18 protein-coding genes are annotated in these 20,707 nt (G+C 69.2%); 3 read left to right on the top strand and 15 right to left on the bottom strand.

The window, feature by feature from the left end; all coding sequences use genetic code 11:
* Positions 1-37: 37 nt before the first annotated feature.
* Positions 38-931, bottom strand: a complete 894-nt coding sequence (locus tag QSJ33_RS05195; protein ID WP_285723500.1) for a mechanosensitive ion channel family protein — start codon at positions 929-931, stop codon at positions 38-40.
* A gap of 12 nt (positions 932-943) precedes the next feature.
* Entirely contained in the window at positions 944-2,086 is a 1,143-nt protein-coding gene (locus tag QSJ33_RS05200; protein ID WP_285723501.1) for a homogentisate 1,2-dioxygenase, read from the bottom strand.
* A 151-nt stretch (positions 2,087-2,237) separates the two neighbouring features.
* Here QSJ33_RS05200 and QSJ33_RS05205 point away from each other — a divergent pair, with 151 nt between their 5' ends.
* Positions 2,238-3,731: a hypothetical protein gene (locus QSJ33_RS05205; protein ID WP_285723502.1), complete on the top strand. Its 1,494-nt coding sequence runs from the start codon at positions 2,238-2,240 to the stop codon at positions 3,729-3,731.
* A gap of 1 nt (position 3,732) precedes the next feature.
* Here the strand turns inward: QSJ33_RS05205 and QSJ33_RS05210 are convergent, their stop codons facing one another.
* From QSJ33_RS05210 to QSJ33_RS05230, 5 genes are all read right to left on the bottom strand, one after another.
* Entirely contained in the window at positions 3,733-5,100 is a 1,368-nt protein-coding gene (locus tag QSJ33_RS05210) for an MFS transporter (RefSeq protein WP_285723503.1), read from the bottom strand.
* Between the two features lie 37 nt (positions 5,101-5,137).
* Positions 5,138-5,524, bottom strand: coding sequence for a DUF488 domain-containing protein (locus tag QSJ33_RS05215; protein ID WP_285723504.1), 387 nt, complete (start codon positions 5,522-5,524; stop codon positions 5,138-5,140).
* Between the two features lie 75 nt (positions 5,525-5,599).
* Positions 5,600-7,225, bottom strand: coding sequence for an L-glutamate gamma-semialdehyde dehydrogenase (gene pruA, locus QSJ33_RS05220; RefSeq protein WP_285723505.1), 1,626 nt, complete (start codon positions 7,223-7,225; stop codon positions 5,600-5,602).
* A gap of 98 nt (positions 7,226-7,323) precedes the next feature.
* Complete coding sequence (gene amaB / locus QSJ33_RS05225; protein ID WP_285723506.1) at positions 7,324-8,838, bottom strand: L-piperidine-6-carboxylate dehydrogenase; 1,515 nt, start codon at positions 8,836-8,838, stop codon at positions 7,324-7,326.
* 81 nt (positions 8,839-8,919) lie between these two features.
* Entirely contained in the window at positions 8,920-10,683 is a 1,764-nt protein-coding gene (locus tag QSJ33_RS05230) for a sensor histidine kinase (RefSeq protein ID WP_285723507.1), read from the bottom strand.
* A gap of 134 nt (positions 10,684-10,817) precedes the next feature.
* Between QSJ33_RS05230 and QSJ33_RS05235 the strand changes: the two genes are divergently transcribed.
* Positions 10,818-11,729 (top strand): LysR family transcriptional regulator, encoded by a 912-nt coding sequence (locus tag QSJ33_RS05235; protein ID WP_285723508.1) that lies wholly within the window; start codon positions 10,818-10,820, stop codon positions 11,727-11,729.
* On the opposite strand, the gene QSJ33_RS05240 is transcribed toward QSJ33_RS05235, so the two are convergent.
* The 5 genes from QSJ33_RS05240 to rplI all read right to left on the bottom strand — a co-directional run bounded on the left by QSJ33_RS05240 (position 11,730) and on the right by rplI (position 16,113).
* Positions 11,730-11,915 (bottom strand): hypothetical protein, encoded by a 186-nt coding sequence (locus tag QSJ33_RS05240; RefSeq protein ID WP_285723509.1) that lies wholly within the window; start codon positions 11,913-11,915, stop codon positions 11,730-11,732. It abuts the gene before it with no gap.
* Between the two features lie 10 nt (positions 11,916-11,925).
* Positions 11,926-13,386: an NAD(P)/FAD-dependent oxidoreductase gene (locus tag QSJ33_RS05245; protein WP_285723510.1), complete on the bottom strand. Its 1,461-nt coding sequence runs from the start codon at positions 13,384-13,386 to the stop codon at positions 11,926-11,928.
* A 99-nt stretch (positions 13,387-13,485) separates the two neighbouring features.
* On the bottom strand, positions 13,486-14,724 hold the full coding sequence (locus QSJ33_RS05250) for a thioredoxin domain-containing protein (RefSeq protein WP_285723511.1): 1,239 nt from the start codon (positions 14,722-14,724) through the stop codon (positions 13,486-13,488).
* Between the two features lie 527 nt (positions 14,725-15,251).
* Positions 15,252-15,551, bottom strand: a complete 300-nt coding sequence (locus QSJ33_RS05255; protein WP_285723512.1) for an HU family DNA-binding protein — start codon at positions 15,549-15,551, stop codon at positions 15,252-15,254.
* Between the two features lie 109 nt (positions 15,552-15,660).
* The gene (rplI, locus tag QSJ33_RS05260) at positions 15,661-16,113 is read right to left on the bottom strand and encodes a 50S ribosomal protein L9 (protein ID WP_285723513.1); all 453 of its coding nucleotides are present in this window, start codon (positions 16,111-16,113) and stop codon (positions 15,661-15,663) included.
* A gap of 197 nt (positions 16,114-16,310) precedes the next feature.
* Here rplI and QSJ33_RS05265 point away from each other — a divergent pair, with 197 nt between their 5' ends.
* A complete protein-coding gene (locus QSJ33_RS05265) occupies positions 16,311-16,691 on the top strand; it encodes a PilZ domain-containing protein (RefSeq protein WP_285723514.1) in 381 nt (126 codons plus the stop codon).
* A 3-nt stretch (positions 16,692-16,694) separates the two neighbouring features.
* Here QSJ33_RS05265 and QSJ33_RS05270 read toward each other — a convergent pair whose 3' ends face one another.
* The 3 genes from QSJ33_RS05270 to QSJ33_RS05280 all read right to left on the bottom strand — a co-directional run bounded on the left by QSJ33_RS05270 (position 16,695) and on the right by QSJ33_RS05280 (position 20,559).
* Positions 16,695-17,822 (bottom strand): DegT/DnrJ/EryC1/StrS family aminotransferase, encoded by a 1,128-nt coding sequence (locus QSJ33_RS05270; RefSeq protein ID WP_285723515.1) that lies wholly within the window; start codon positions 17,820-17,822, stop codon positions 16,695-16,697.
* 160 nt (positions 17,823-17,982) lie between these two features.
* Entirely contained in the window at positions 17,983-19,497 is a 1,515-nt protein-coding gene (gene lysS / locus QSJ33_RS05275) for a lysine--tRNA ligase (protein ID WP_285723516.1), read from the bottom strand.
* Positions 19,498-19,545: 48 nt separating this feature from the next.
* Positions 19,546-20,559 (bottom strand): DUF3187 family protein, encoded by a 1,014-nt coding sequence (locus QSJ33_RS05280; RefSeq protein WP_285723517.1) that lies wholly within the window; start codon positions 20,557-20,559, stop codon positions 19,546-19,548.
* Positions 20,560-20,707 lie beyond the last annotated feature (148 nt).

Genomic DNA, 20,707 nt, shown 5'->3' on the forward strand with positions numbered 1-20,707 from the left:
ACCCCCACAGGGTCGGGGTTTTGTTAGGCACCCTGAGTCACCGCTCCGGCTCGCGCACCAGGTGCACCACCTGCTGCGGGTACGGGATGTCGATGCCGGCCTCGCGGAAGGCCAGGAGGATGCGGCGGCGCAGCTCCCGGGCCACCTCCCACTGCTTGGCCGGGGCGGTCTTGGTGAGCGTACGGAGCGTCACCGCGCTGTCCCCCAGGGCCTCCACGCCAAGCACCTGGGTGGGCTCCAGCACCCGGTCGGGCCACTCGGCCGCCAGGGCCTCCCCGATGCGCCGCAGCTCGGCCATGGCCAGGTCGATGTCGGCGCCATAGCCGACGCCCACATCCACCTGGGCCCGGGCGAACTCCTTGGAGAGCACCACCACCCGCACCACCGATCCGTTGGGGATGAAGTGGGCCCTGCCCTCCGAGTCGCGGATCTGGGTCACCCGCAGCGTCATGCGCTCCACGGTGCCCGTGTGCTTCTCGTCCACGCTGATGATGTCGCCCACCCCGAACTGGTTCTCCATGAGGAGGAAGAACCCGCTGATGACGTCCTTCACGAGGCTCTGGGCGCCGAAGCCCAGGGCCACGCCCGCGATGCCGGCGCCCGCCACCAGGGGGCCGATGTTCACCCCGAACTCCTGGAGCGTCATCAGGAGGAAGAACACCACCGCCAGGATGCGGGCCGTGTTGTTGAGCACCGAGCCCAGGGTCTCCGCCCGGCGCTCCGCATCCGAGGTGGTGCTGTCGTCGCCGTCGTCCACCGCCTTGCGCACCGCGTGGGAGACCAGCTTCACGCTCCACAGGATGGCCAGGCAGGCGCCCCCCACCATGAGCAGGTGTTCCAGGCGGGACCACCCCGCGCGGTCCATCCAGGCCATGAAGTGGTCGAAGCGCCGGGTCTCGGTCTTCAGGATCGGCTGGAGAAACAGGATCATCACCCGGACAGTCTACTTCCAGGAGGCCCAGTAGTTCTTGTTCTCCATCAGCTCCGCCGCGGGCGTGGCCTTGAGGGGACGGTAGGTGTCCACCATGACGGCCACCTCGTCCGTGCGGTCCTTGGTGCGGCTGAGGGGGATGGCCTTGGGGTGCGGCCCGTGGTGGATGCCCTGGGGATGCCAGGTCATCATGCCGGCGCCGATGCCGTCCCGGCTGAAGAAGTGGCCCGCGCTGTAGAACAGCACCTCGTCGTAGTCGATGTTCGAGTGGAAGAAGGGCACGCGCATGGCGCCTTCCTCCTCCTCGAAGGGCCGGGGCAGGAAGGAGCAGATGACGAAGTTCTGCGCGATGAACGTGCTGTGGGCGCTGGGCGGCAGGTGGTAGCGGGCGCTGAGGACGGGCCGGATGTCCTTCACGTTGATGCGCCAGACCGTGAGGTCGCCCTTCCAGCCCACCACGTCCAGCGGATTGAAGGGGTAGTACACCTTCGTGATGGCGTGCTCGCGCTTGATGTGGACGGCCCATTCCCGGGGGGTGGCGTCGTAGGCCTCCAGCTCCGGGGTGTCCACCATGGCGGGGTCGAAGATGGCGTTGGGGCCCAGCTGGTTGCGGTCCGGGATGGTGACCTCGCTGAAGCTCTCGATGAGCAGGTAGCGCTGGTCGCCGGCCGCCGGCAGGAAGCGGTACGTGGTGCCGCGGGGGATCACGAGGTAGTCGCCGGTGGCGTAGTGGAGCACGCCGAAGGTGGTCTCCAGCTTCCCGGCACCCGTGTGGATGTAGTAGACGTCGTCGCCGTCGGCGTTGCGGTAGAAGAAGTCCATGGCCGAGGGTGCCACCCAGTGCAGGGCGACGTCCTGGTTGTAGAGGAGGCGGATGGGCGCGAAGGCGGCCTCGGTGGAACCGGACATCGAGGCCCGGATGGCTTCCTCCGCCGAAGGCTTCAAGCCGTTGAGGTCGTAGCTGTGGGGCCGCAGCGGCCCCTCGATGCGCGTCCAGTCCGTGACCGGATGCAGGCGGTAGAGGTGCGTCGTGCGGCCGAAGAAGCCCTGCCGCGCGTGCTCCTCCTCGAAGGTGCCCTCGGGCAGGTCCACATGCGCCTGGCGGGTGTGGCGGCCCTGGCGGAGCGGGAAGAGCGGCGTCTGCTTCTGGGACATGGGGACCTCGGGGCGCAGGTCCCCATTATCTCTGAATTGGAGCTCAATCCACAGCCTTCCGGCTGTCGGCACAGGCACCGGCGGGCGGGATGGGGGTAGACTGCCCGGGGATCGACGCCCGCGGAATCGGGCCAGGGTCGAGGGAGGGTTCATGCGCGCGATGGGCCTGGGTGCCTGGATCCTGATGGGGGCGGTCCTGGCCTGCGGCGGCGGGGGTGGAGGCTCCGCCCCGCCGCCCCCACCGCCCATCGGCGTCTCCATCCAGCCCGCGGGCGCCAGCCTCTGGACCTCGGGGACCCAGGCCTTCCGGGCCACCGTCACCGGCACCACCAATGCCGCCGTCACCTGGAGCGTGGTGGAGCCCACCGGCGGCACCATCAGCGGAGCAGGGCTCTACACCGCCCCCGCCACCGCCGGCACCTTCCACGTCCAGGCGACCAGCGTGGCCGACCCGACGAAGTCGGCCCAGGCGCCCGTCACCGTCTCGGTCCAGCCGCCGCCCGGCGCCTGCAACGGCGCGGCCCTCGGCGCGGGCGCCAGCCTCCAGGGCTTCCTCCCCTTCCCGGCCGACAACGCCTGGAACCAGGATGTCTCCGCCGCCCCGGTGGATCCCAACAGCGCGGCCATCATCGCCTTCATCGGCGCCTCGTCGGGCCTGCACGCCGATTTCGGGGCGGGCCTGTGGCAGGGGGCCCCCATCGGCATCCCCTACACCGTGGTGGCCTCCTCCGCCCAGGCGAAGGTCCCCGTGGCCTTCACGCGCTACGGCGCCGAGAGCGATCCCGGCCCCATGCCCATCCCCGCCGCGGCCCCCATCGAGGGCGGCCCGGCCGCCACCGGGGACCGCCACGTGCTGGTGATGGACCGAGACACCTGCCTGCTCTACGAGCTGTACGGGGCCTTCCCCCAGGCCGACGGCAGCTGGACCGCCGATGCCGCCGCGATCTGGGACCTGAAGAGCAACGCCCTGCGCCCCTTCGGCTGGACCAGCGCCGATGCGGCCGGGCTGCCCCTCCTGCCGGGCCTGGCCCGCTACGACGAGGTGGCGGCGGGGGCCATCCCCCATGCCCTGCGCTTCACGGTGCCGACCTCCCGGAAGGCCTACGTCCTGCCCGCCACCCACTGGGCCTCCAGCACCACCAGCGCCAGCGCGCCGCCCATGGGGACGCGGGTGCGCCTGAAGGCCGGCGTGGACATCAGCGGCTACCCGCCCCAGGCCCGCATCGTGCTGGCCGCCCTCAAGCGCTACGGCATGATCCTGGCCGACAACGGCAGCGCCTGGTACCTCTCCGGCGCGCCGGACGACCGCTGGGACAACACCCAGCTCGCCACCCTCTCCGGCATCAAGGGCTCGGACCTGGAGGTGGTGCAGATGGGCACGGTGTACACGGCGGACCCCACCGGCCCGGCCCCCGCCATCAGCGCCCTCGCCGCCACCCCGGCCAGCACCACCACCAGCGCGGGCGCCACGCTCACCTGGAGCACCACGAACGCCACCCGCTGGTTCCTCACGCCCGGGATCGGCTGGGTGACGGGCACCAGCCTCACCGTCCATCCCGCGGCGACCACCACCTACACCCTGCTGGCCGAGGGCCCCACCGGCAGCGCCACCCGCACCGTGCAGGTCACCGTCACGGGGCCCTAGGCTAGGCGGGCTGCTTCTGCAGCCACCGGTTGTAGAACCAGAGGCTCAGGGCGCTCCCGAGACCGAAAGCCGTGAGGATGAGCCAGCCGGTGGCGGCCGCGCGGGGATCCAGCTTCAGCAGGCCGCTGGGCAGCTTCTCCGCCCCGGCGCACATGATGCGGTTGAAGATCCAGGCGCCCGCCGGACCGCCCACCAGGCTGCCGATGGCCATGGGGAGGTTCGAGTAGCCCAGGAAGAGCCCCTCCTGCCCCTTGGGGGCCAGGGAGCCGATGTACTCGTAGAGGCGGCTGGCGGCGAAGAGCTCGCCGAAGGCGATGAGGGCCACCGTCATGATGACGAAGAGGCTCCCCAGGGGCAGCCACACCCGCATCGTCACGCCGCCCGCCATGTAGAGGGGCGCCACATTGATGAGCATGGCCAGGCCGATGATGACCGTGCCCACCACGATGGACTTGATGGGGGGCAGCTTCCCGAAGAGGTTCGTGATGACCAGCTGGAACAGCACGATGGTGACGGGATTGGCCAGGGTGTAGAGGTCCATGGCCGGGCTCAGCTCCACGGTCTTCTTCACGTAGAGCGGCAGCACGTTGTAGACCTGGTTGTAGATGAAGTAGAAGCCGCTGCTCACCACCAGGAAGAGGGCGAAGCGCCCGTTGCCCAGCACCCTGAACATGCCCAGGAGGATCTCCGGCACGGTGCGCCGCGGCTTGGCGGGGTCCACCGCCGATTCCGGATCGCGGTAGAGGAAGAACACCACCAGGAAGGCCGCCACCGAGGCCGCCATGGACACGGCGAAGATGGGATCCAGCCGGCCCAGCCGCGTGCGGACGCCGAAGGCCGTGAGCCGCCCCACCACGCTGCCGATGTTCACCACCATGTAGAAGATGCCGAAGGCCAGGGTCGCCTTGCCCAGGTGCGTGCGCTGCACGGTGCCGGCGATGCAGGGCTTCACGAAGGAGGCGCCGACGCCCACCAGGAGGATGGCCAGGGCCACGGGCACCATGACACCCGGTCCCGCCGTGACCGTGTCGCCGGCCTGGAGGGACAGGGTCTGGCCCCCGAACCAGACGGGATAGCCCATGAGGAAGTAGCCCCCCACCAGCAGCACGCAGGCCAGGAACAGGCTCCGGCGGAAGCCGATGTGGTCGGCGATGGTGCCGCTGAGGATGGGGAGGAAGTAGACCAGGAACCACAGCACCCCGTTCAGGGTGCTCGGCCACCAGTCGCCGAGCCCCAGCCGCCCGAGGTAGATGACCACGAAGCTGGCCATGGAGTAGTAGGCCGCCCGCTCGAAGAGCTCGGTGAGGTTGGCGTTCCAGAAGCTGGCGGGGAAGCGGTACTTCTCGCGGAGGGAGGGTGCGTCGGTCATCAATCACCTTGAGGTCGCCAACCAGTGTGGCATGAGCTCAGATGATCTCGGCCCCCCGCTCCGCCAGCAGGGCCCGCAGCGCCGAGCGGTGGCACCGCGACTCGTCCTCGCAGTAGCAGCCCACGGCGAAATCCGTCTCCTTCGAGAGGACGGCCAGGAAGTCCAGCAGCCGCGCCCGCTCCGGCTGGGCCATCTCGGCCCGGTAGCGCTTCAGGAAGGCCCGCCAGTCCGCCTCCGTCTTGGCGCCGTGGGCGGCCTTCACCAGCGCCTCGCTGGGGGCCAGCTCGGGCATCCACACGTCGTAGAAGTCCCGGGAAGTGAACTCGGCCTTCGGCACCCCCCGCGGCGGGCGTCGCACCGTGCCGAGCCGCAGGCCCTCGCCCTTCGTCCTCGGACTGCCCAGCCGCACCACCCGGATCGCCATGGGGGCCTCCCGGCGCCAGCCTGCCACAAAAAGGCGGCCCCGTCCGGGGCCGCCTTTTTGTGGAGAGGCTACCACCTAGCCCATGTACGGGTACCGGTAGTCCGTGGGGGGCACGAAGGTCTCCTTGATGGTGCGGGCGCTGATCCAGCGCAGGAGGTTCAGCATGGAGCCGGCCTTGTCGTTGGTGCCGCTGGCCCGGGCGCCGCCGAAGGGCTGCTGGCCCACCACCGCGCCGGTGGGCTTGTCGTTGACGTAGAAGTTCCCCGCGCAGTTCCGCAGGTGGGTGATGGCCTGCTGCACGGCGTAGCGGTCCTGGGCGAAGACGGCGCCGGTGAGGGCGTAGGGGCTGGTGCTGTCCACCAGGTCCAGGGTCTCCTCCCACTTCGTCTCGTCGTAGACGTGCAGCGTCATCACGGGCCCGAAGAGCTCGTCGCACATGGTGCGGTAGCCGGGGGTCTTCGCCTGGATGACCGTGGGCCGCACGAAGTAGCCCTTGCTGTCGTCGTACTGGCCGCCCACCAGGATGCTGGCGTCGTTGGAGGCCTTGGCCTCGTCGATCGCGTTCTTCTGGTCGCGGAAGGAGTTGGCGTCGATGACGGCGCCCATGAAGTTGGAGAAGTCCTGGATGTCGCCCATCTTGATGCCCTCGACCATGGGCACGAGCATCTCCTTCACCTTCGGCCAGAGGTTGCTGGGCACGTAGGCGCGGCTGGCGGCGGAGCACTTCTGGCCCTGGTACTCGAAGGCGCCGCGGACGATGGCCACCGTGAGCGCCACGGGATCGGCGCTGGGATGGGCCACGATGAAGTCCTTGCCGCCGGTCTCCCCGACGAGGCGCGGATAGCCCTTGTAGCTCTCCAGGTTCTGGCCCACGGTGCGCCACATGCCGTTGAAGACGCTGGTGGAGCCCGTGAAGTGGATGCCGGCGAGCTGGGGGCTGGCCAGGACGGGGTTGCCGATGGAGGCGCCGCTGCCGGGCACCATGTTGATGACGCCGTCGGGCAGGCCGGCCTCCTTCCAGAGCTTCATGAGGAAGTGGGCGCTGTAGAGGGCCGTGCTGGCGGGCTTCCACACCACCGTGTTGCCCACGAGGGCGGGGGCGGTGGGCAGGTTGCCGGCGATGGAGGTGAAGTTGAAGGGCGTCACCGCGAAGACGAAGCCCTCCAGGGGCCGGTGCTCGAGGCGGTTCCACATGCCCGGCATGCTCTCCGGCTGCTCGCGGAGGATCTGCTCGTAGTAGAAGCTGTTGAACCGGTAGAAGTCCACCAGCTCGCAGGCGCTGTCGATCTCGGCCTGGTGGCAGGTCTTGCTCTGGCCCAGCATGGTGGCGGCGTTCAGCACGTCGCGGTAGGGACCGGCCAGCAGGTCGGCGGCCTTGAGGAAGATCGAAACCCGCGCCTCCCAGGGCATGGCAGCCCACTCGGCCTTGGCCTTGGCGGCGGCCTCGACGGCCAGCTTCACCTCGGCCTCCCCGCCCAGGTGCACGTCGGCCAGGACGTGGCCGTGGTCGTGGGGCATGACGGCCTTGGCCAGCTTGCCCGTGCGGATCTCCTTCCCGCCGATGACCAGCGGGATCTCGATCTTCTGGGCGGCCATCTCCTTGACCTTGGCCGCGAGGCTGGCCCGCTCCGGGGAGCCGGGGGCGTAGCCCTTCACGGGCTCGTTGACGGGATGGGGGACCTTAAAGATGCCTAGGGACATGGCAAAACCTCTCGATGATGACGACCAAGGAATCAATTCTACCCGCGGCACCGAAGGTCCGCGGCCACGGGAGCGCGGACCTCCGGTGCCGGGAGGTCTCAGAAATCCAGCGTGATGCCCTGGGCCAGCTCGACCTTGCCGCTGAAGTTGATGGCGCTGGTCTGGCGGCGCATGTAGGCCTTCCAGGCGTCGGAGCCGCTCTCGCGGCCGCCGCCGGTCTCCTTCTCGCCGCCGAAGGCGCCGCCGATCTCGGCGCCGCTGGTGCCCGTGTTCACGTTGGCGATGCCGCAGTCGCTGCCCGCCGCCGACAGGAACAGCTCGCTCTCCCGCTGGTCGTTGGTGATGATGGCGCTGGAGAGGCCCTGGGTGACCCCGTTCTGGAGGGCGATGGCCTCCTCGATGGTCCGGTAGGTCATGACGTAGAGCACCGGGGCGAAGGTCTCCTCCTTCACGATGGGCAGGTTGCCGGGGACCTCCACGAGGCAGGGCGTGATGAAGCAGCCGCCCGGGTGGGGCAGCTTCTCGCCGCCGTAGAGCACCTTCCCGCCCTGGGCCTTCACGGTCTCGATGGCCGCCAGCATGGTCTCGATGGCGCCCTGGTCCACCAGGGGGCCCATGAAGTACTTGTGCTCCCGGGGATCGCCGATGGGGGTCTTCCGGTAGAGGTCCAGCAGCCGCGCCTTGAAGGTCTCGGCCACGCGTTCCTGGACGATGACGCGGCGGGTGGTGGTGCAGCGCTGGCCGGAGGTGCCGATGGCGCCGAAGTAGATGGAGCGCAGGGCGATGTCCAGGTCGGCCTTGTCGCTCACGATGACGGCGCCGTTGCCGCCCAGCTCGAGGATGTGGCGGCCGAAGCGCTCCTGGACCAGCTTGCCGACGTGGCGTCCGCCGGGGACGGAGCCGGTGTAGGACACCAGGGCCACGCGGGGGTCGGTGTTGATGAGGTCGCCGATCTCGCTGCCCTTGCCGATGACGAGGCTGCAGATGGCCGGATCGTAGCCGAAGTCGCGCAGGACCTTCTCGGCGATCTTGATGCACGCAATGGCGGTGAGCGGGGTCTTGCTGGAAGGCTTCCACAGCACCGTGTCGCCGCAGACGAGGGCGAGGGCGGTGTTCCAGCTCCACACGGCCACGGGGAAATTGAAGGCGGTGATCACGCCCACCACGCCGAGGGGCTGCCACTGCTCCTGGATGCGGTGCTGGCGGCGCTCGCTGGGCATGGTGAGGCCGTAGAGCTGGCGGGACAGGCCCACCGCGAAGTCGCAGATGTCGATCATCTCCTGCACCTCGCCCAGGCCCTCCCGCAGGGTCTTGCCCATCTCGAGGGTCACGAGCATGGCCAGGGACTCCTTGTTGCGCCGCAGCTCGTCGCCCAGCGCCCGGACCACCTCGCCGCGCTTGGGCGCGGGCACCAGCTTCCAGGACTCCCAGGCCTTGTGGCACTTGGCCACCACGGCCTCGAACTCGGCCGGGGTGACGTTCGTGACCGTGGCCAGCTTCTCGCCGTGGATGGGGGACACCACGGCCTGCGCCTTCCCGCTGCCCTCCCAGGTCCCGGCGAATCCACCGGGGTTCACATCCGACATGCCAAGCGACTTCAGGATCTCGTTCATGGCCTCTCCTCCTGAGACCGTTGTACCGCCCTTCCCTTCTCGAATCGAATTCATTCGATTCACTTCTGTCATGAATTCAATTCATGACACCCGGGGCAGGAGGATGCGGAAGCGGGAGCCCCGCCCCGGCTGGCTCTCCACCTCGATCCGGCCCTCCGCCTCCTCCACCATGGCCTTGAGCGACGGAAGCCCCAGGCCCGTGCCCCGCCCGGGGGGCTTGGTGGTGAAGAAGGGATCGAAGATGCGCTCCAGGACTTCCGGCGCCATGCCCGTGCCCGTGTCGGAGACCTCGAGGAGGGCCAGGCCGGTGTCCGGCCCGGCAGGTCCCGCGTGGATGGCGAGGGTCCCGCCTTCCGGCATGGCGTCCGCGGCGTTCGCGGCCAGGTTCACCAGCATCTGCTCCAGCCGCAGGCGGGAGCTCCGCACGACCAGGGCCTCCTCCGGCGCCACCCGGATTTTCAGTTCCACCGGCCCGGGGAGCAGCAGCCGGAGGGTCGCCTCCATGTTCCGCACCTCGCCGGCGAGGTCCGTGGGTTCCATCTCCTCGGCCTCCCGGCGCACGAAGCCCATGAGCCGGCGGGTGAGGGTGGCCGCGCGGTCGGCCGTGCTGACGATCCGCAGGAGGTCCCTGGGTTCCGGGCGAGTGCCCTCCTCCAGGTTCATGGCCGCCAATTCGGCGGAGCTCTTCATGGCGCTCAGCAGGTTGTTGAGGTCGTGGGCCAGGCCCGCGCCCATCAACGCCAGGGTGTTCATGCGCTCGGTCCGCAGCAGCGTGTCCTGCGCCTGCTCCAGGGCCCGGGTGCGCTGCAGGACCCGCTCCTCGAGGGTGCGCCGGGCCACCTGGAGATCCTGGATGGCCTGGAACTGGCGGAGCAGCAGGAGCGCCACCAGCACGAGGAAGATCCCGAAAGCCCCCCGCATCACGTCCAGGGGAGCGCCGGGGAGGATCACCGCCAGGACGCCCAGGGCCACCACCACCGGCACGTAGGGCAGCATCCGCGCGAGGCGGGATCCCGTCCCGGCCGCGGCCCCGGCGGGCGCCACCGGCCTCGGCGACCAGGCCGCAAGTCCCTGGAAGAGCGGAATGCCGCCCACCACCGCCAGCCAGCCCCCCTGCCCCTGGGTGGGGGCCAGGCCGTTCAGGGTCCACCAGGAGAGGCCCGCCAGCCAGGCCAGCACCGAGACCGCCAGCCAACCGAGCGGACCCTGGACCCGTGCCGGATGGTACGAGATGGCGAAGACGAGCCCGCCCCCCAGCAGGGCCGCGTTCAAGTAGGCGGCGAACACCCGCAGTTCCAGACCCCCGGCCGCCTCCCGCAGGGAGCTGTGGACCCCCATCACCCAGAGGAGGAAGAGCACCGAGGCGGCGAAGATGAGGGCGTCCAGCACCCGCCGCCGGAACAGGGCCTCCGTCTCCGGTCCCTTGGGGAAGCTCAGCACCCCCACCAGGACGAAGATCCCCGTGCCCATGCTGAGCAGGCTGGCGGCCTCCTGGGCCCAGGCACCGAGGTGCCCGTGGATCCCCAGGTAGAGCAGCAGCAGGTTCGGCACCTCGAGGCCGGTGGAGAGGGCCAGGAAGGCCCAGGCCCGGCAGGATTCGGACCGGCAGAGCCAGGCGCGGTAGCCCAGGCTGGCCGTGGCCAGGGCCTCCATCAGCAGGTAGCCCAGGGGCCAGTCCAGTTCCCGGCGTTCCCGGGAGAGGGCCAGGTGCGCCAGGGCCACCAGGGCCCAGGCCCCGACGAGGACACTCCGCGCGACCCGGCCCCTGGCCCCGCCCAGGGCCGTCATCGCCGGCCCCAGGGCATCGGCCTGAGCCTGGGGCGGCTGGGAGGAGGACAGGGCCAAGGGGTGCCTCGGGGGATCGGGACCTTGAGCTTAGCAACGTCCTCCGGACCTTCCGGCATGAGTCTTGGCCAGGCGTCCCGGCGGATGGCATGATCCCGGCTTAGGACTTCATGGCCATTTCATGAATATCATTCATGGGCATGGACACCTTCCTCGACCTCCCCCAGCTGCGGACCTTCTTCACCCTGGCCCAGACCGGGAGCTTCACCGCCTGCGCCCGGCGCCTGAACCGCACCCAGTCGGCCATCAGCCATGCCATGGCCAAGCTGGAGGACCTCGCCGGAGCGCCCCTGCTGGACCGGCGGGGCCGCACCCTGGCCCTGACGGAGGAGGGCCGGCGCCTCTACCAGGCCTGCGAGCAGGTGTTCGCCACCCTGGAAGCCGCGGAGGACGACCTGCGCCGGGGTCAGGCGCAGGCCCGGGGGCTCCTCCGCCTGGGCGCCACGGTGGAGTTCGGCAGCAGCATCCTCATGAAGCACATGCCGCCCTTCCTGGCCGCGCACCCCGGCCTGGACGTGGACTTCACCTTCCGCCCCGACCTGCTGGAACCGCTGATGCGGGACGAGGTGGACCTCATCATCGACTGCGTGGAGCACCCCCTGCCCGCCCTCAAGAAGGTGACGCTCTTCCGGGAGACCTACGTGGTGGCCTGCGCCCCGTCCTTCCGCAGGGCCCACCGCCTCCGCGGCCCCGCGGACCTCGCCCGGACGCCCGTGCTCTCCATCGACAAGGCCGGGGCCTGGTGGAACCGCTTCCTCGTGGCCATCCCGGACCGCGAGCAGCCGCAGCTGGACCGCATCATCGCCATGGATCACATCCGCGCCATGATCCACGCCGCGGTGGCGGGCATGGGCGCCCTCCTCGTGCCCCGGTACAGCGTCCTGGAGGAGCTGCGCCGGGGCGACCTCATCCCCCTCTTCCCCGCCATCCGGCTCGCGGAAGACCGGTTCTCCATCTACGTGAAGAAGGTGAAGGCCGGGCAGGAGAAGGTCCAGCTCCTCACCCGCTACCTGCAGTCGCTGAGCCCCGAGGAGTTCGGCTCCTGATCAGCTCCGGCCCCGGTGGCTGAGGCCGATGATCCGGATCATCCGCAGGTTGATGACCGCAAAGCGGACCAGCTGCCAGGGCAGGCTGGTGCGCAGGTACCGGGTCCAGGCCGTGGGTTTCGTGGCGTAGAAGGCGTCCCGGAGCTGCACGCGGGGGGCGGGGGCGTAGACCTTCCGTTCGCTCATGGCGCCTCCTTCACTCGGGGATCAGGGACCAGAGGGGCCGCATGCGGGCCTTGTGGAGGAACAGATGGTGGAGCACGATCTTGATCCAGTGCCCCGCCAGGCCGATCTCGCCGAAGGTGCGGCGGACGTCCCGGCCGTAGTCGGGATAGCGCTCGAAGTCCGGCACGATGGGGAACACGGTGATGGAGGCCGCCGTGCCCGTGAAGGGGTTGGCCCCGGCGGAAGCCACGCAGGCGGCGCCCATCTCCGCCATGGAGGCGGTGTGGGTGGGGCCGGGCCGGCCCCCGATCATGTCCACGATGCTGTGGGCCACGGCCTTCCCGATCATGGCGGAGGGCATCCCGGTGCGGGGCGGCGCCGGGGTGATGGAGGTGCCCTTGGGGCTCTGCCTGGGCTTCGAGACGGGATGGGGCGGCGCGAAGGCGATGCCCGCGGCGAAGAGGTTCGGATAGGCGGGGCTCTGGTAGGTGCGGGGCCAGTCCGCGGCGCGCCAGGCCTCGTAGGGCTTCGCCCCGTAGTCCGCATCCACCTTCATGAAGCCGCTGGGCGCGAAGAGGCGGTCCGTGATGTCGACCCCGGCCCGGTCGAGGGCCTTCAGGCCCACGCCGCGGAAGGGCGGCAGCAGCATGGCCATGTCGAAGGCGATCTCCCCCTCGGTGCCGTCCAGGAACTCGTAGGTGGCCCGCCCCGGCTCCAGGCCCTGCACGTGGGCCCGGGTGATCCACTCGATGCCGCGCTCCGCGAAGAGGGATTCCGTGAAGATCTTGCTGGGGGTGACGTAGCCGCCCCGGCGGATGTGGATGCCGTCCATCCCGAAATCGCCCAGCTCGTACTCATTGGTGAGGTAGACGATCTCCGCCTTGTCCCGCACCCCGCGGGCCCGCAGCTCGAACTCCAGGTTCACCAGGTACTCGAAGGCCGCACCCTGGCAGGTGCAGAGCCCGTGGCCCACGCCGACCAGGAACCGCTTGTGCTCGCCCCGCTTCATGCGCTGGACCTGCTCCTCGAAGGCCCCGGCGGCCTGGTGCGCGTGCTCCGCCGTGCAAACCGAGAAGCTGTGGCCCTCGGGACCCAGTCCCGGCGTGGCCTCGAAGGCCAGCTTCGGCCCTGTGGCGTTGATGAGGAAGTCGTAGGGGACCCGGCTCCGCAGCCCGCCCTCGCCGGGCAGGGTGGACTCCACCTCCACGAAAGGCTGCGTGGCGTCCCCCTCGCCTTCGGGATGCAGGGCCACCGCCCGCGCCTGGCGGAAGGCGATGCCGTGCCGGGCGTACACGGGCGCCAGGGGGAAGAGCACCTGCCGCGGCTGCAGCAGGCCCACGCCCACCCAGATGTTCGAGGGGATCCAGTTGTAGTCTGGCTTGGGCGAGACCACCGTCACCTCGGCCTCCGACCCCAGCCACTTCCTCAGGAAGCTGGCGGCCGTGTGTCCTGCCACCCCCGCCCCGAGCACCACCACCCGCGTCGCTGCCATGGGGCCTCCCGCCGCTGGTCAAGCGGCCCCAGTCAAGCACCATCGGGGGTGGGAGTCCAACGACCTGGAGATCCGGAGAAACAGAAGGCCGTGGCCGGCCTATTCAAGGGAATCCAGGGGCACTGGGTGCCCGGATCGCTGCAGGTGCGCCTCCAGCAGCCTTCGGGTCCCGGCGGAGGGATCGATGGTCAGCGCCTTCTTCATCAGGGGCTTCGCCTCCTCCGGCCTTCCGACGGCAACGAGGGCCTCCAGTCCAGAGGCCGCGAGTTCAAGCCAACGAGCCTGGAAGATTTTTCGGACGGTCGGATCCTTCGGGAGCATGGATTCCTGGCGGGCGATCTCGCCAAGAAGATCCCCGGGGGATCGGACCTGCAGGGCATCGGCGTACCGCTTCTGGGCCATCAGCAGGTCCCAGACAGAAGGGCCCAGCATCTTCCGTCCAGGAGAGTCCGGGGGCAGCTGGTCGAAGATCCCGAGGGTGGCCTGATCTTCCTTCAGGGCATGGTTGAGCGAGGTGAGATCCAGCGCGAGCGACGCATCTTCCGGCGAGACCAGGAACTGGCGCTGGGCGGCATTGCGATGCTGCCGAAGGGCTTCCAGGGCGGGCGGATAGTCCCGGCCCAGCCGTGCCCAGTCTGAAAGCAGGAAGGAGTTGCGCACGCCACGGGAGCTTGGATTCCTCTTCATTCCATCGTCATAGAGCCAGAGGAACTCCTTGAGAGCGTCTTCGTCGCGGCCTTGCTGCATCAGCACCCGGGCCAGGTTCTGGCGGGCGTTCACCTGGCCCTTCAGATCATCCTGTCCCGCATCCGCAACCGCTTTCCGGGCCCGATCCAACGCGGTGAGTCCCTTGAGTGCGCTCTGGAAGGACCCGAGGAATAGTTCCGGTTTCTGGTATCCGACCATGCGGTCAAGGACCGAGCCATCCGGCCTCAGGAGCAGGATGGTGGGGTAGGCATTGATCGCATACTTCCGGCTGAGGGCTGCTTCCTTCTCCGCATTGATCTTCAGGGGGATCGATTCCTGTTTCAGGAGCGCGATGACCTTCTCGTCTCTCCATGTGGTGCTATCCAGCAGCTTGCAGGGGCCGCACCAGGTTGTGTAGAAGTCGATGAGGACCACACGGCGCTGCTCGGCGGCCTTGACCAGGGCCCGGTCGACAGGCAGGTCTAGGAACAGGCCTTCAGGAGGATTCGCCCTGGGAGCGTCCACCGAGACCAGCGGAAAATCGGCGGTCGCAAGTGGGGCCAGGAAGGCAACTCCAGCACCCTGAAGGGGAAGCGTCGCTGAACCCATACCCAGAAGGCCAACAAGAAGAAGCGGTGCCCGCATGCGCATCGATGCTCCCTTCATGTGACCTGGTTTGGTGGCTGTGGCTGATCAGTTGATTGGGAGTCTGAAGGGCCTGTGTCGATTTCGGGTCACCAGATTGTCAGACCCTCGATCGGATCCTGTCCCGTGGCGGAAGCCTCCCCTCGAGGGCCAGAACTCGACCCGCTGCGCCTCGCCCATCGAACGGCCTCCAGCGCCGGTGACTGATGGTCGATCCGCCATGGACCCGACTCCGGACCTCCCCGCGCAGCGGCTCGGACAAACGACGAAGGCCGCCCTGCGGCGGCCTTCTGTTTCGGTGGCTGATGCTTGAACCGCGGGGTTCCCGGTTCGGAGCGCTGCCTCGCAGCGCCCCTCGCCACCCCGCTGGTTCTCGCCCACGCCGGGTCCCGACTCCGGACCTCCCCGCGCAGCGGCTCGGACAAACGACGAAGGCCGCCTTGCGGCGGCCTTCTGCATCGGTGGCATAACCTCCTCGCCGGGTCCCGACTCCGAACGCGCCACTGGCGCGTTCTCCGTCACCCGGCGGTCGGTTACATCTGGTCCTTCAGGCCCTTCGCGGTCTTGAAGACGACCTTGCGGCCGGCGGGGATCTGGATCTTCTCGCCAGTCTTGGGGTTGCGGCCCATCTTCTCCTTGGTGGCGCGGACCTCGAAGGTGCCGAGGCCGAAGAGGTTCACGCGGCTGCCGGCCAGGAGGGTTTCCACGATGTGGTCGCGGACGCCGTCGAGGATGGACTTGGCGCGGGCCTTGGAGAGGTCCTGGGCCTCCGCGAGGGCGGCGGCGAGCTCGGCGATGCCGAGGGTTTCGGGCTTGGCAGGGGTCTTCGCCATGGGGTGGCTCCTTGGGGATGGGGTGGGGGGACTGCCGATACCGCGGCAGGCTCCCGATAGGGCCGGATCCCGCCGGGGATCCGGCTGTGGTGGGTTCGGGACGGGAGGACTACTCCGCCGAGGCGGCGGCGCTGACTTCGAGGCTCACCTTGGCATGCACGCCGCTGTAGAGGCGGACATCCACGGTGTAGGTACCGGCGTCCTTGATGTGCGGGACGGTGATGTCGCGCCGGTCGAGGGTGAAGCCCTTGGCCTTGAACAGCTCGGCCACATCGGCGTTGGTGACGGAACCGAAGAGGTGGCCATGCTCGCCGGCCTTCTTGGCCACGGCGAGGCTCACGGCCTCGAGCTTCTCGGCGAGGCTCTTGGCATCGGCCAGTTCCTTGGCGCGCAGCTTCTCGGCGCGGGCCTTCTCCAGCTCGATCTGGCGCTTGTTGCCGGCGGTGACGGGCAGGGCCATCTTCCGGGGCATGAGGAAGTTGCGGGCGTAGCCATCCTTGACGTTCACCACGTCGCCACGGGCGCCGAGGTGGGGTACGTTCTCGATGAGCAGGATCTCCATGGGGGCTCCCTTGGGTGTGGTGGGTTGCCAGCCAGCGCCCGGTGAGGCGTTGTCCCCGCTTGGTGAGATGGCGTCTGGCGCCATCAAGGCCTGCCGATGTGGCCGCCCTGTCCCTCGGTGGGTTCAGGCTGGTTCAGAAAATCCAGTGTAGCCTGGGTCCTTCCGATACCCAACCCAGGAATTCACGCGAGGCCCCCATGCAAAGTCCCGCCGATCGCCGCGACCTGCGCCGGGTCATCGTGGGCCAGGACCACGGCATCAGCTTCACGCTGAGGGGGCATCCCTACCGGGAGGTGCGGATCAGCAACCTGAGCTCCGGCGGCTGTTTCGCCCTGGTGGCCCACCGGGACGCCCGCCTCTTCGAGCGGGGGGCCATCCTGGAGCGCCTCGTCCTGCTGCACCCGGAGCTGCCCAAGGAACCCATGATCGCCACGGTGGCCTACGTGCTGGGAACCCGTCCGGGCGCCCCGGTCATGGAGTTCGTCGGCGTGGGCATCCAATTCCTCAACATCGAGCCCGGCCCCCGGGCCGCCCTGGAGGCCTGGATCGATGCCGCCATCGCCTCCGAGCAGGCGTGATCCCTACTTCTTCCCGAAGAAGCCCAGGATGGCCGCGGCCACTTCCTCCCGCATGGCCTCGGTCATCTCGGGGTAGACGGGCAGGCTGAGTACCTCCTTGGCCGCCAGCTCGGACTCGGGCAGCTGCCCGGCCTTGTAGCCCAGGGAGGCGAAGCAGGGCTGCTCGTGGAGGCAGATGGGGTAGTAGATGGCGCTGCCGATCCCCCGCTCCTTGAGGTGGGCCTGCAGCGCGTCGCGCTTCCCGCCCTTCACGCGGATGGTGAACTGGTTGTAGATGTGCCGGCCATCGGGCACCACCTCGCGGGGCAGCACCGCCTCGTCCGCGGCCAGGCCCTTCATGCGCTCGTGGTACCACGCGGCGTGGCGGCGGCGCCCCTCGTGCCAGCCGTCGAGCATGGGCAGCTTGGCGCGGAGCACCAGGGCCTGGAACTCATCCATGCGCCCGTTCATGCCCACCTCGTGGTGGACGTAGACCGGCTCCATGCCGTGCACCCGCAGGCGGCGCACCTGCTGGCCCAGGGCCGCGTCGTCGCGGACGGCCGTCATGCCCGCGTCGCCGAAGGCGCCGAGGTTCTTGGTGGGGTAGAAGCTGTAGGCCGTCATCTGGCCGAACTGGCCCGCGGACTTGCCCCAGCCCTTGGCGCCCAGGCTCTGGCAGGCGTCCTCGATGACGGGGATGCCATACCTGTCCGCCACCGCCATGATGCCGGGCATGTCCGCCAGCTGGCCGAAGAGGTGCACGGGGATGATGGCCTTGGTGCGGGGGGTGAGGGCGGCCTCCACCAGGGCGCCGGTGGCGTTGAAGGTGGCGGGGTCCAGGTCGATGAAGACGGGCTTCGCGCCCAGGCGCGAGACCACGCCGGCGGTGGCGAAGAAGGTGAAGCTCGGGACGATCACCTCGTCGCCGTGGCCCACGCCCAGCGCCATGAGGGCCACCAGCAGGGCGTCCGTGCCGCTGGACATGGCCACCGCGTGCCCGGTGCCCGCATAGGCGGAGATCTCCGCCTCCAGCCCCTTCACGTTCTCGCCCAGGATGAAGGAGGATCGGTCGATGAGGCCCGAGAGCCCCTCCAGCACCTTCGCCTTCACGGCGGCGTTCTGCGGCGCGAGCTCAAGCATCGGGACGGGCATGGAAGCCTCCATTCGCGGTTTTCAAGTATGCCAGCGGGTCAAGCGAGATTCCGTCACATCAACTCGGTGGGCATCAGAACAATAGACCATCCACCACGAAGACGGAAAGACCGCGAAGAGATCCTGAAGATCGGTTTTCGTGGTCTTCCTGTCTTCGTGGTCAGCCTTCCTTTTCTTCGGATTCAGCCGGCTTCATGGGCCGCATCAGGGGGAAGAGGATGACGTCGCGGATGCTGGCGCTGTTGGTGAGGAGCATCACCAGGCGGTCGATGCCGATGCCCTCGCCGCCGGTGGGCGGGAAGCCGTGCTCCAGGGCGTTCACGAAATCCAGGTCCAGCAGCATGGCCTCGTCGTTGCCGGCCTCCCGCTCCGCCATCTGGGCCTGGAAGCGGCCCATCTGGTCCACGGGGTCGTTCAGCTCGGAGTAGGCGTTGGCCAGCTCCATGCCCCCGATGAAGAGCTCGAAGCGGTCCACGAAGCGATCGTCCCCCTCGAGGGTCTTGGTGAGCGGGGACAGCTCGATGGGGTAGTCGGTGATGAAGGTGGGCTGGATGAGCTGCTTCTCGGCGTGGTGCTCGAAGAGGTCCCCCAGGAGCACGCCCGCGGTCTTGGTGTCCGCGTCCTCGATGTGGACCGCCTTGGCCAGGGTCCGGATGGCGGCGTCGTCCTCCAGCAGCCGGCGCTCGATGCCGCCGTACTCGGCGATGGCGTCCTTGAGGGTGAGCCGGCGGAAGGGCGCGGCGTACGAGATGGCCTGCTCGCCCCAGGGGATGATCTCGGCCCCCATGATGTCGCGGGCGAGGCCCGAGATCAGGCCTTCCGTGAGGGCCATCATGTCCCGCAGGTCCTGGCCCGCGGCGTAGAACTCCATCATGGTGAACTCGGGATTGTGGCGGACGCTCAGCCCCTCGTTGCGGAAGTTGCGGTTGATCTCGAAGACCTTCTCGAAGCCGCCCACGATGAGGCGCTTAAGGTACAACTCCGGCGCGATGCGGAGGTAGAGCGCCATGTCCAGGGCATTGTGGTGCGTGATGAAGGGCCGGGCCGTGGCACCGCCGGGGATGGGCTGCATCATGGGCGTCTCGACCTCGAGGTAGCCCTCGTCCTCCATGAAGCGGCGGATGGCGCTCACGATGCGCGAGCGGGCCTGGAAGGTCTTCAGCACCTCGGGGTTCGACACCAGGTCCAGGTACCGCTGGCGGTAGCGCTGCTCCTTGTCCTGCAGGCCGTGCCACTTCTCGGGCAGGGGGAGCAGGGCCTTGGAGAGGAACTGGACCGCCTTGACCCGCACGCTCAGCTCGCCGGTGCGGGTGCGCATGAGGGAGCCGGTCACGCTCACGAAATCGCCCATGTCGAGGAGGTTCAGGACCTCCCAACCGGGCTCGGCCACGTCATCCTTGCGGAAGAAGGCCTGGAGCTTCTCGCCGTTCTCGGAGAGGTGGGCGAAGACGCTCTTGCCCATCTCCCGGATGGTCAGCACGCGGCCCATGACGGAGACCGTGAGGCCCAGGCCCTCCAGCTTCTCGTTGGGCCAGGCCGCCGCGTCGCCGTAGGTGGCCACCAGTTCGGCCAGGCCATGGGTCCGCTTCGCCTTCCGCGGCCAGACGTCCAGGCCCAGGGCCTTCAGCTTCCCGAGCTTCTCGAGGCGCACGTCGCGGTACTGGTTCGGCTGCATGGGGACTCCGACGCGGCCGGGACCGCGATCCTCCAGTCTAGCGGGGCCTCAGCTCCCGCCGAAGCGGTAGGCGGTGAAGGCCGTGATGTCCGGCGCGGTGTAGGTGCCCGCCTCCTCGCTGAACCCGAAGCGCCACCGGGGCAGGCGCGTGTGCCGGAAGGTCCAGTGCTGCTGCCAGCCGGCCCGGTCGATGCGGCCGATGCCTGTGCGGTAGGGGCTGCCCGCATAGGCCAGGGCCACCTCGATGCCCAGCCCCGACACGGGGCCGTGCCCCTCTCCCCGCCAGCCCAGGCTGGCCCAGGCCCGGCTGAAGGAGGTCTTGTCCATGACAAGCCGCAGGGGGCTGTCCGAGGGCAGGCCCAGGAACACCCGCTCGGCCTGGCCGAAGACCCGCCAGCGGCCGTAGCGGCGCCAGAGGGCGGCCCCCACCAGGCCGTCCGTGCCACCGTCCCCCGAGAAATCCGACTGCTTCCCGGTGGGGAGCTGCACGGAGGCCCCCACGCGCCCCCCGGCATCCGGGGTCCCGAAGGGCCGCACCCAGGCGAGGTCCACGTCCATGAGCCGCAGGTTCGGCCGCGAGAGGTCCCCGATCACCACCCCGTCGCGCTCCAGGTGGTAGGCCAGGCGGTTCTTGGGGACGTACTGGCGCCCCCCCTGGTCCATGCCGAAGAGCCGGTGCCAGTTCCAGATGGCCTGGTCGGTGACCCCGCCGGACCGCTCCTCCAGGCGCACGCGCAGGTTCAGGCGCGAGGCCCCCAGGGGGTGGGCAAGGTCCGTCGTGAGCTGCCAGGCGTCGCCGTCCAGACGCGCGAAGGTGCGGCCATCGGCGCTGCGCTCCATGTCCGGCCGCAGGAACTGGCTCGTGACCTCCAGCGCCACCTCGGTCACGCCCTCCGGCAGCGGCTCGGGAAACCCCTCGAACCAGGCCACGCGGTTGGGGCGCGGGGTCTCCTGGGCCCCCAGGGCCAGGGCCGCCAGGGCCAGTGCGGCAGCCCGCAGGGGCTGACCCGCGGTAGGCAGAAGGCGTGGGATGGACCGGCTGGAGAGATTGACGAAGGTCACGGTTGGGTTCTCCTCGAACAGGACTACTCTGCCCTAGCGGAACAGGTGTACCCCGATAGATTCCGCATTGGTCATTTAAGAATACGGCTCCCTCGATAGACGATGCCCGCATAATGATCGTGGGGCACCGCTCCTATCCCGCGCCACG

It is taken from the genome of Geothrix rubra (assembly GCF_030268065.1).
Lineage (GTDB): Bacteria > Acidobacteriota > Holophagae > Holophagales > Holophagaceae > Geothrix > Geothrix rubra.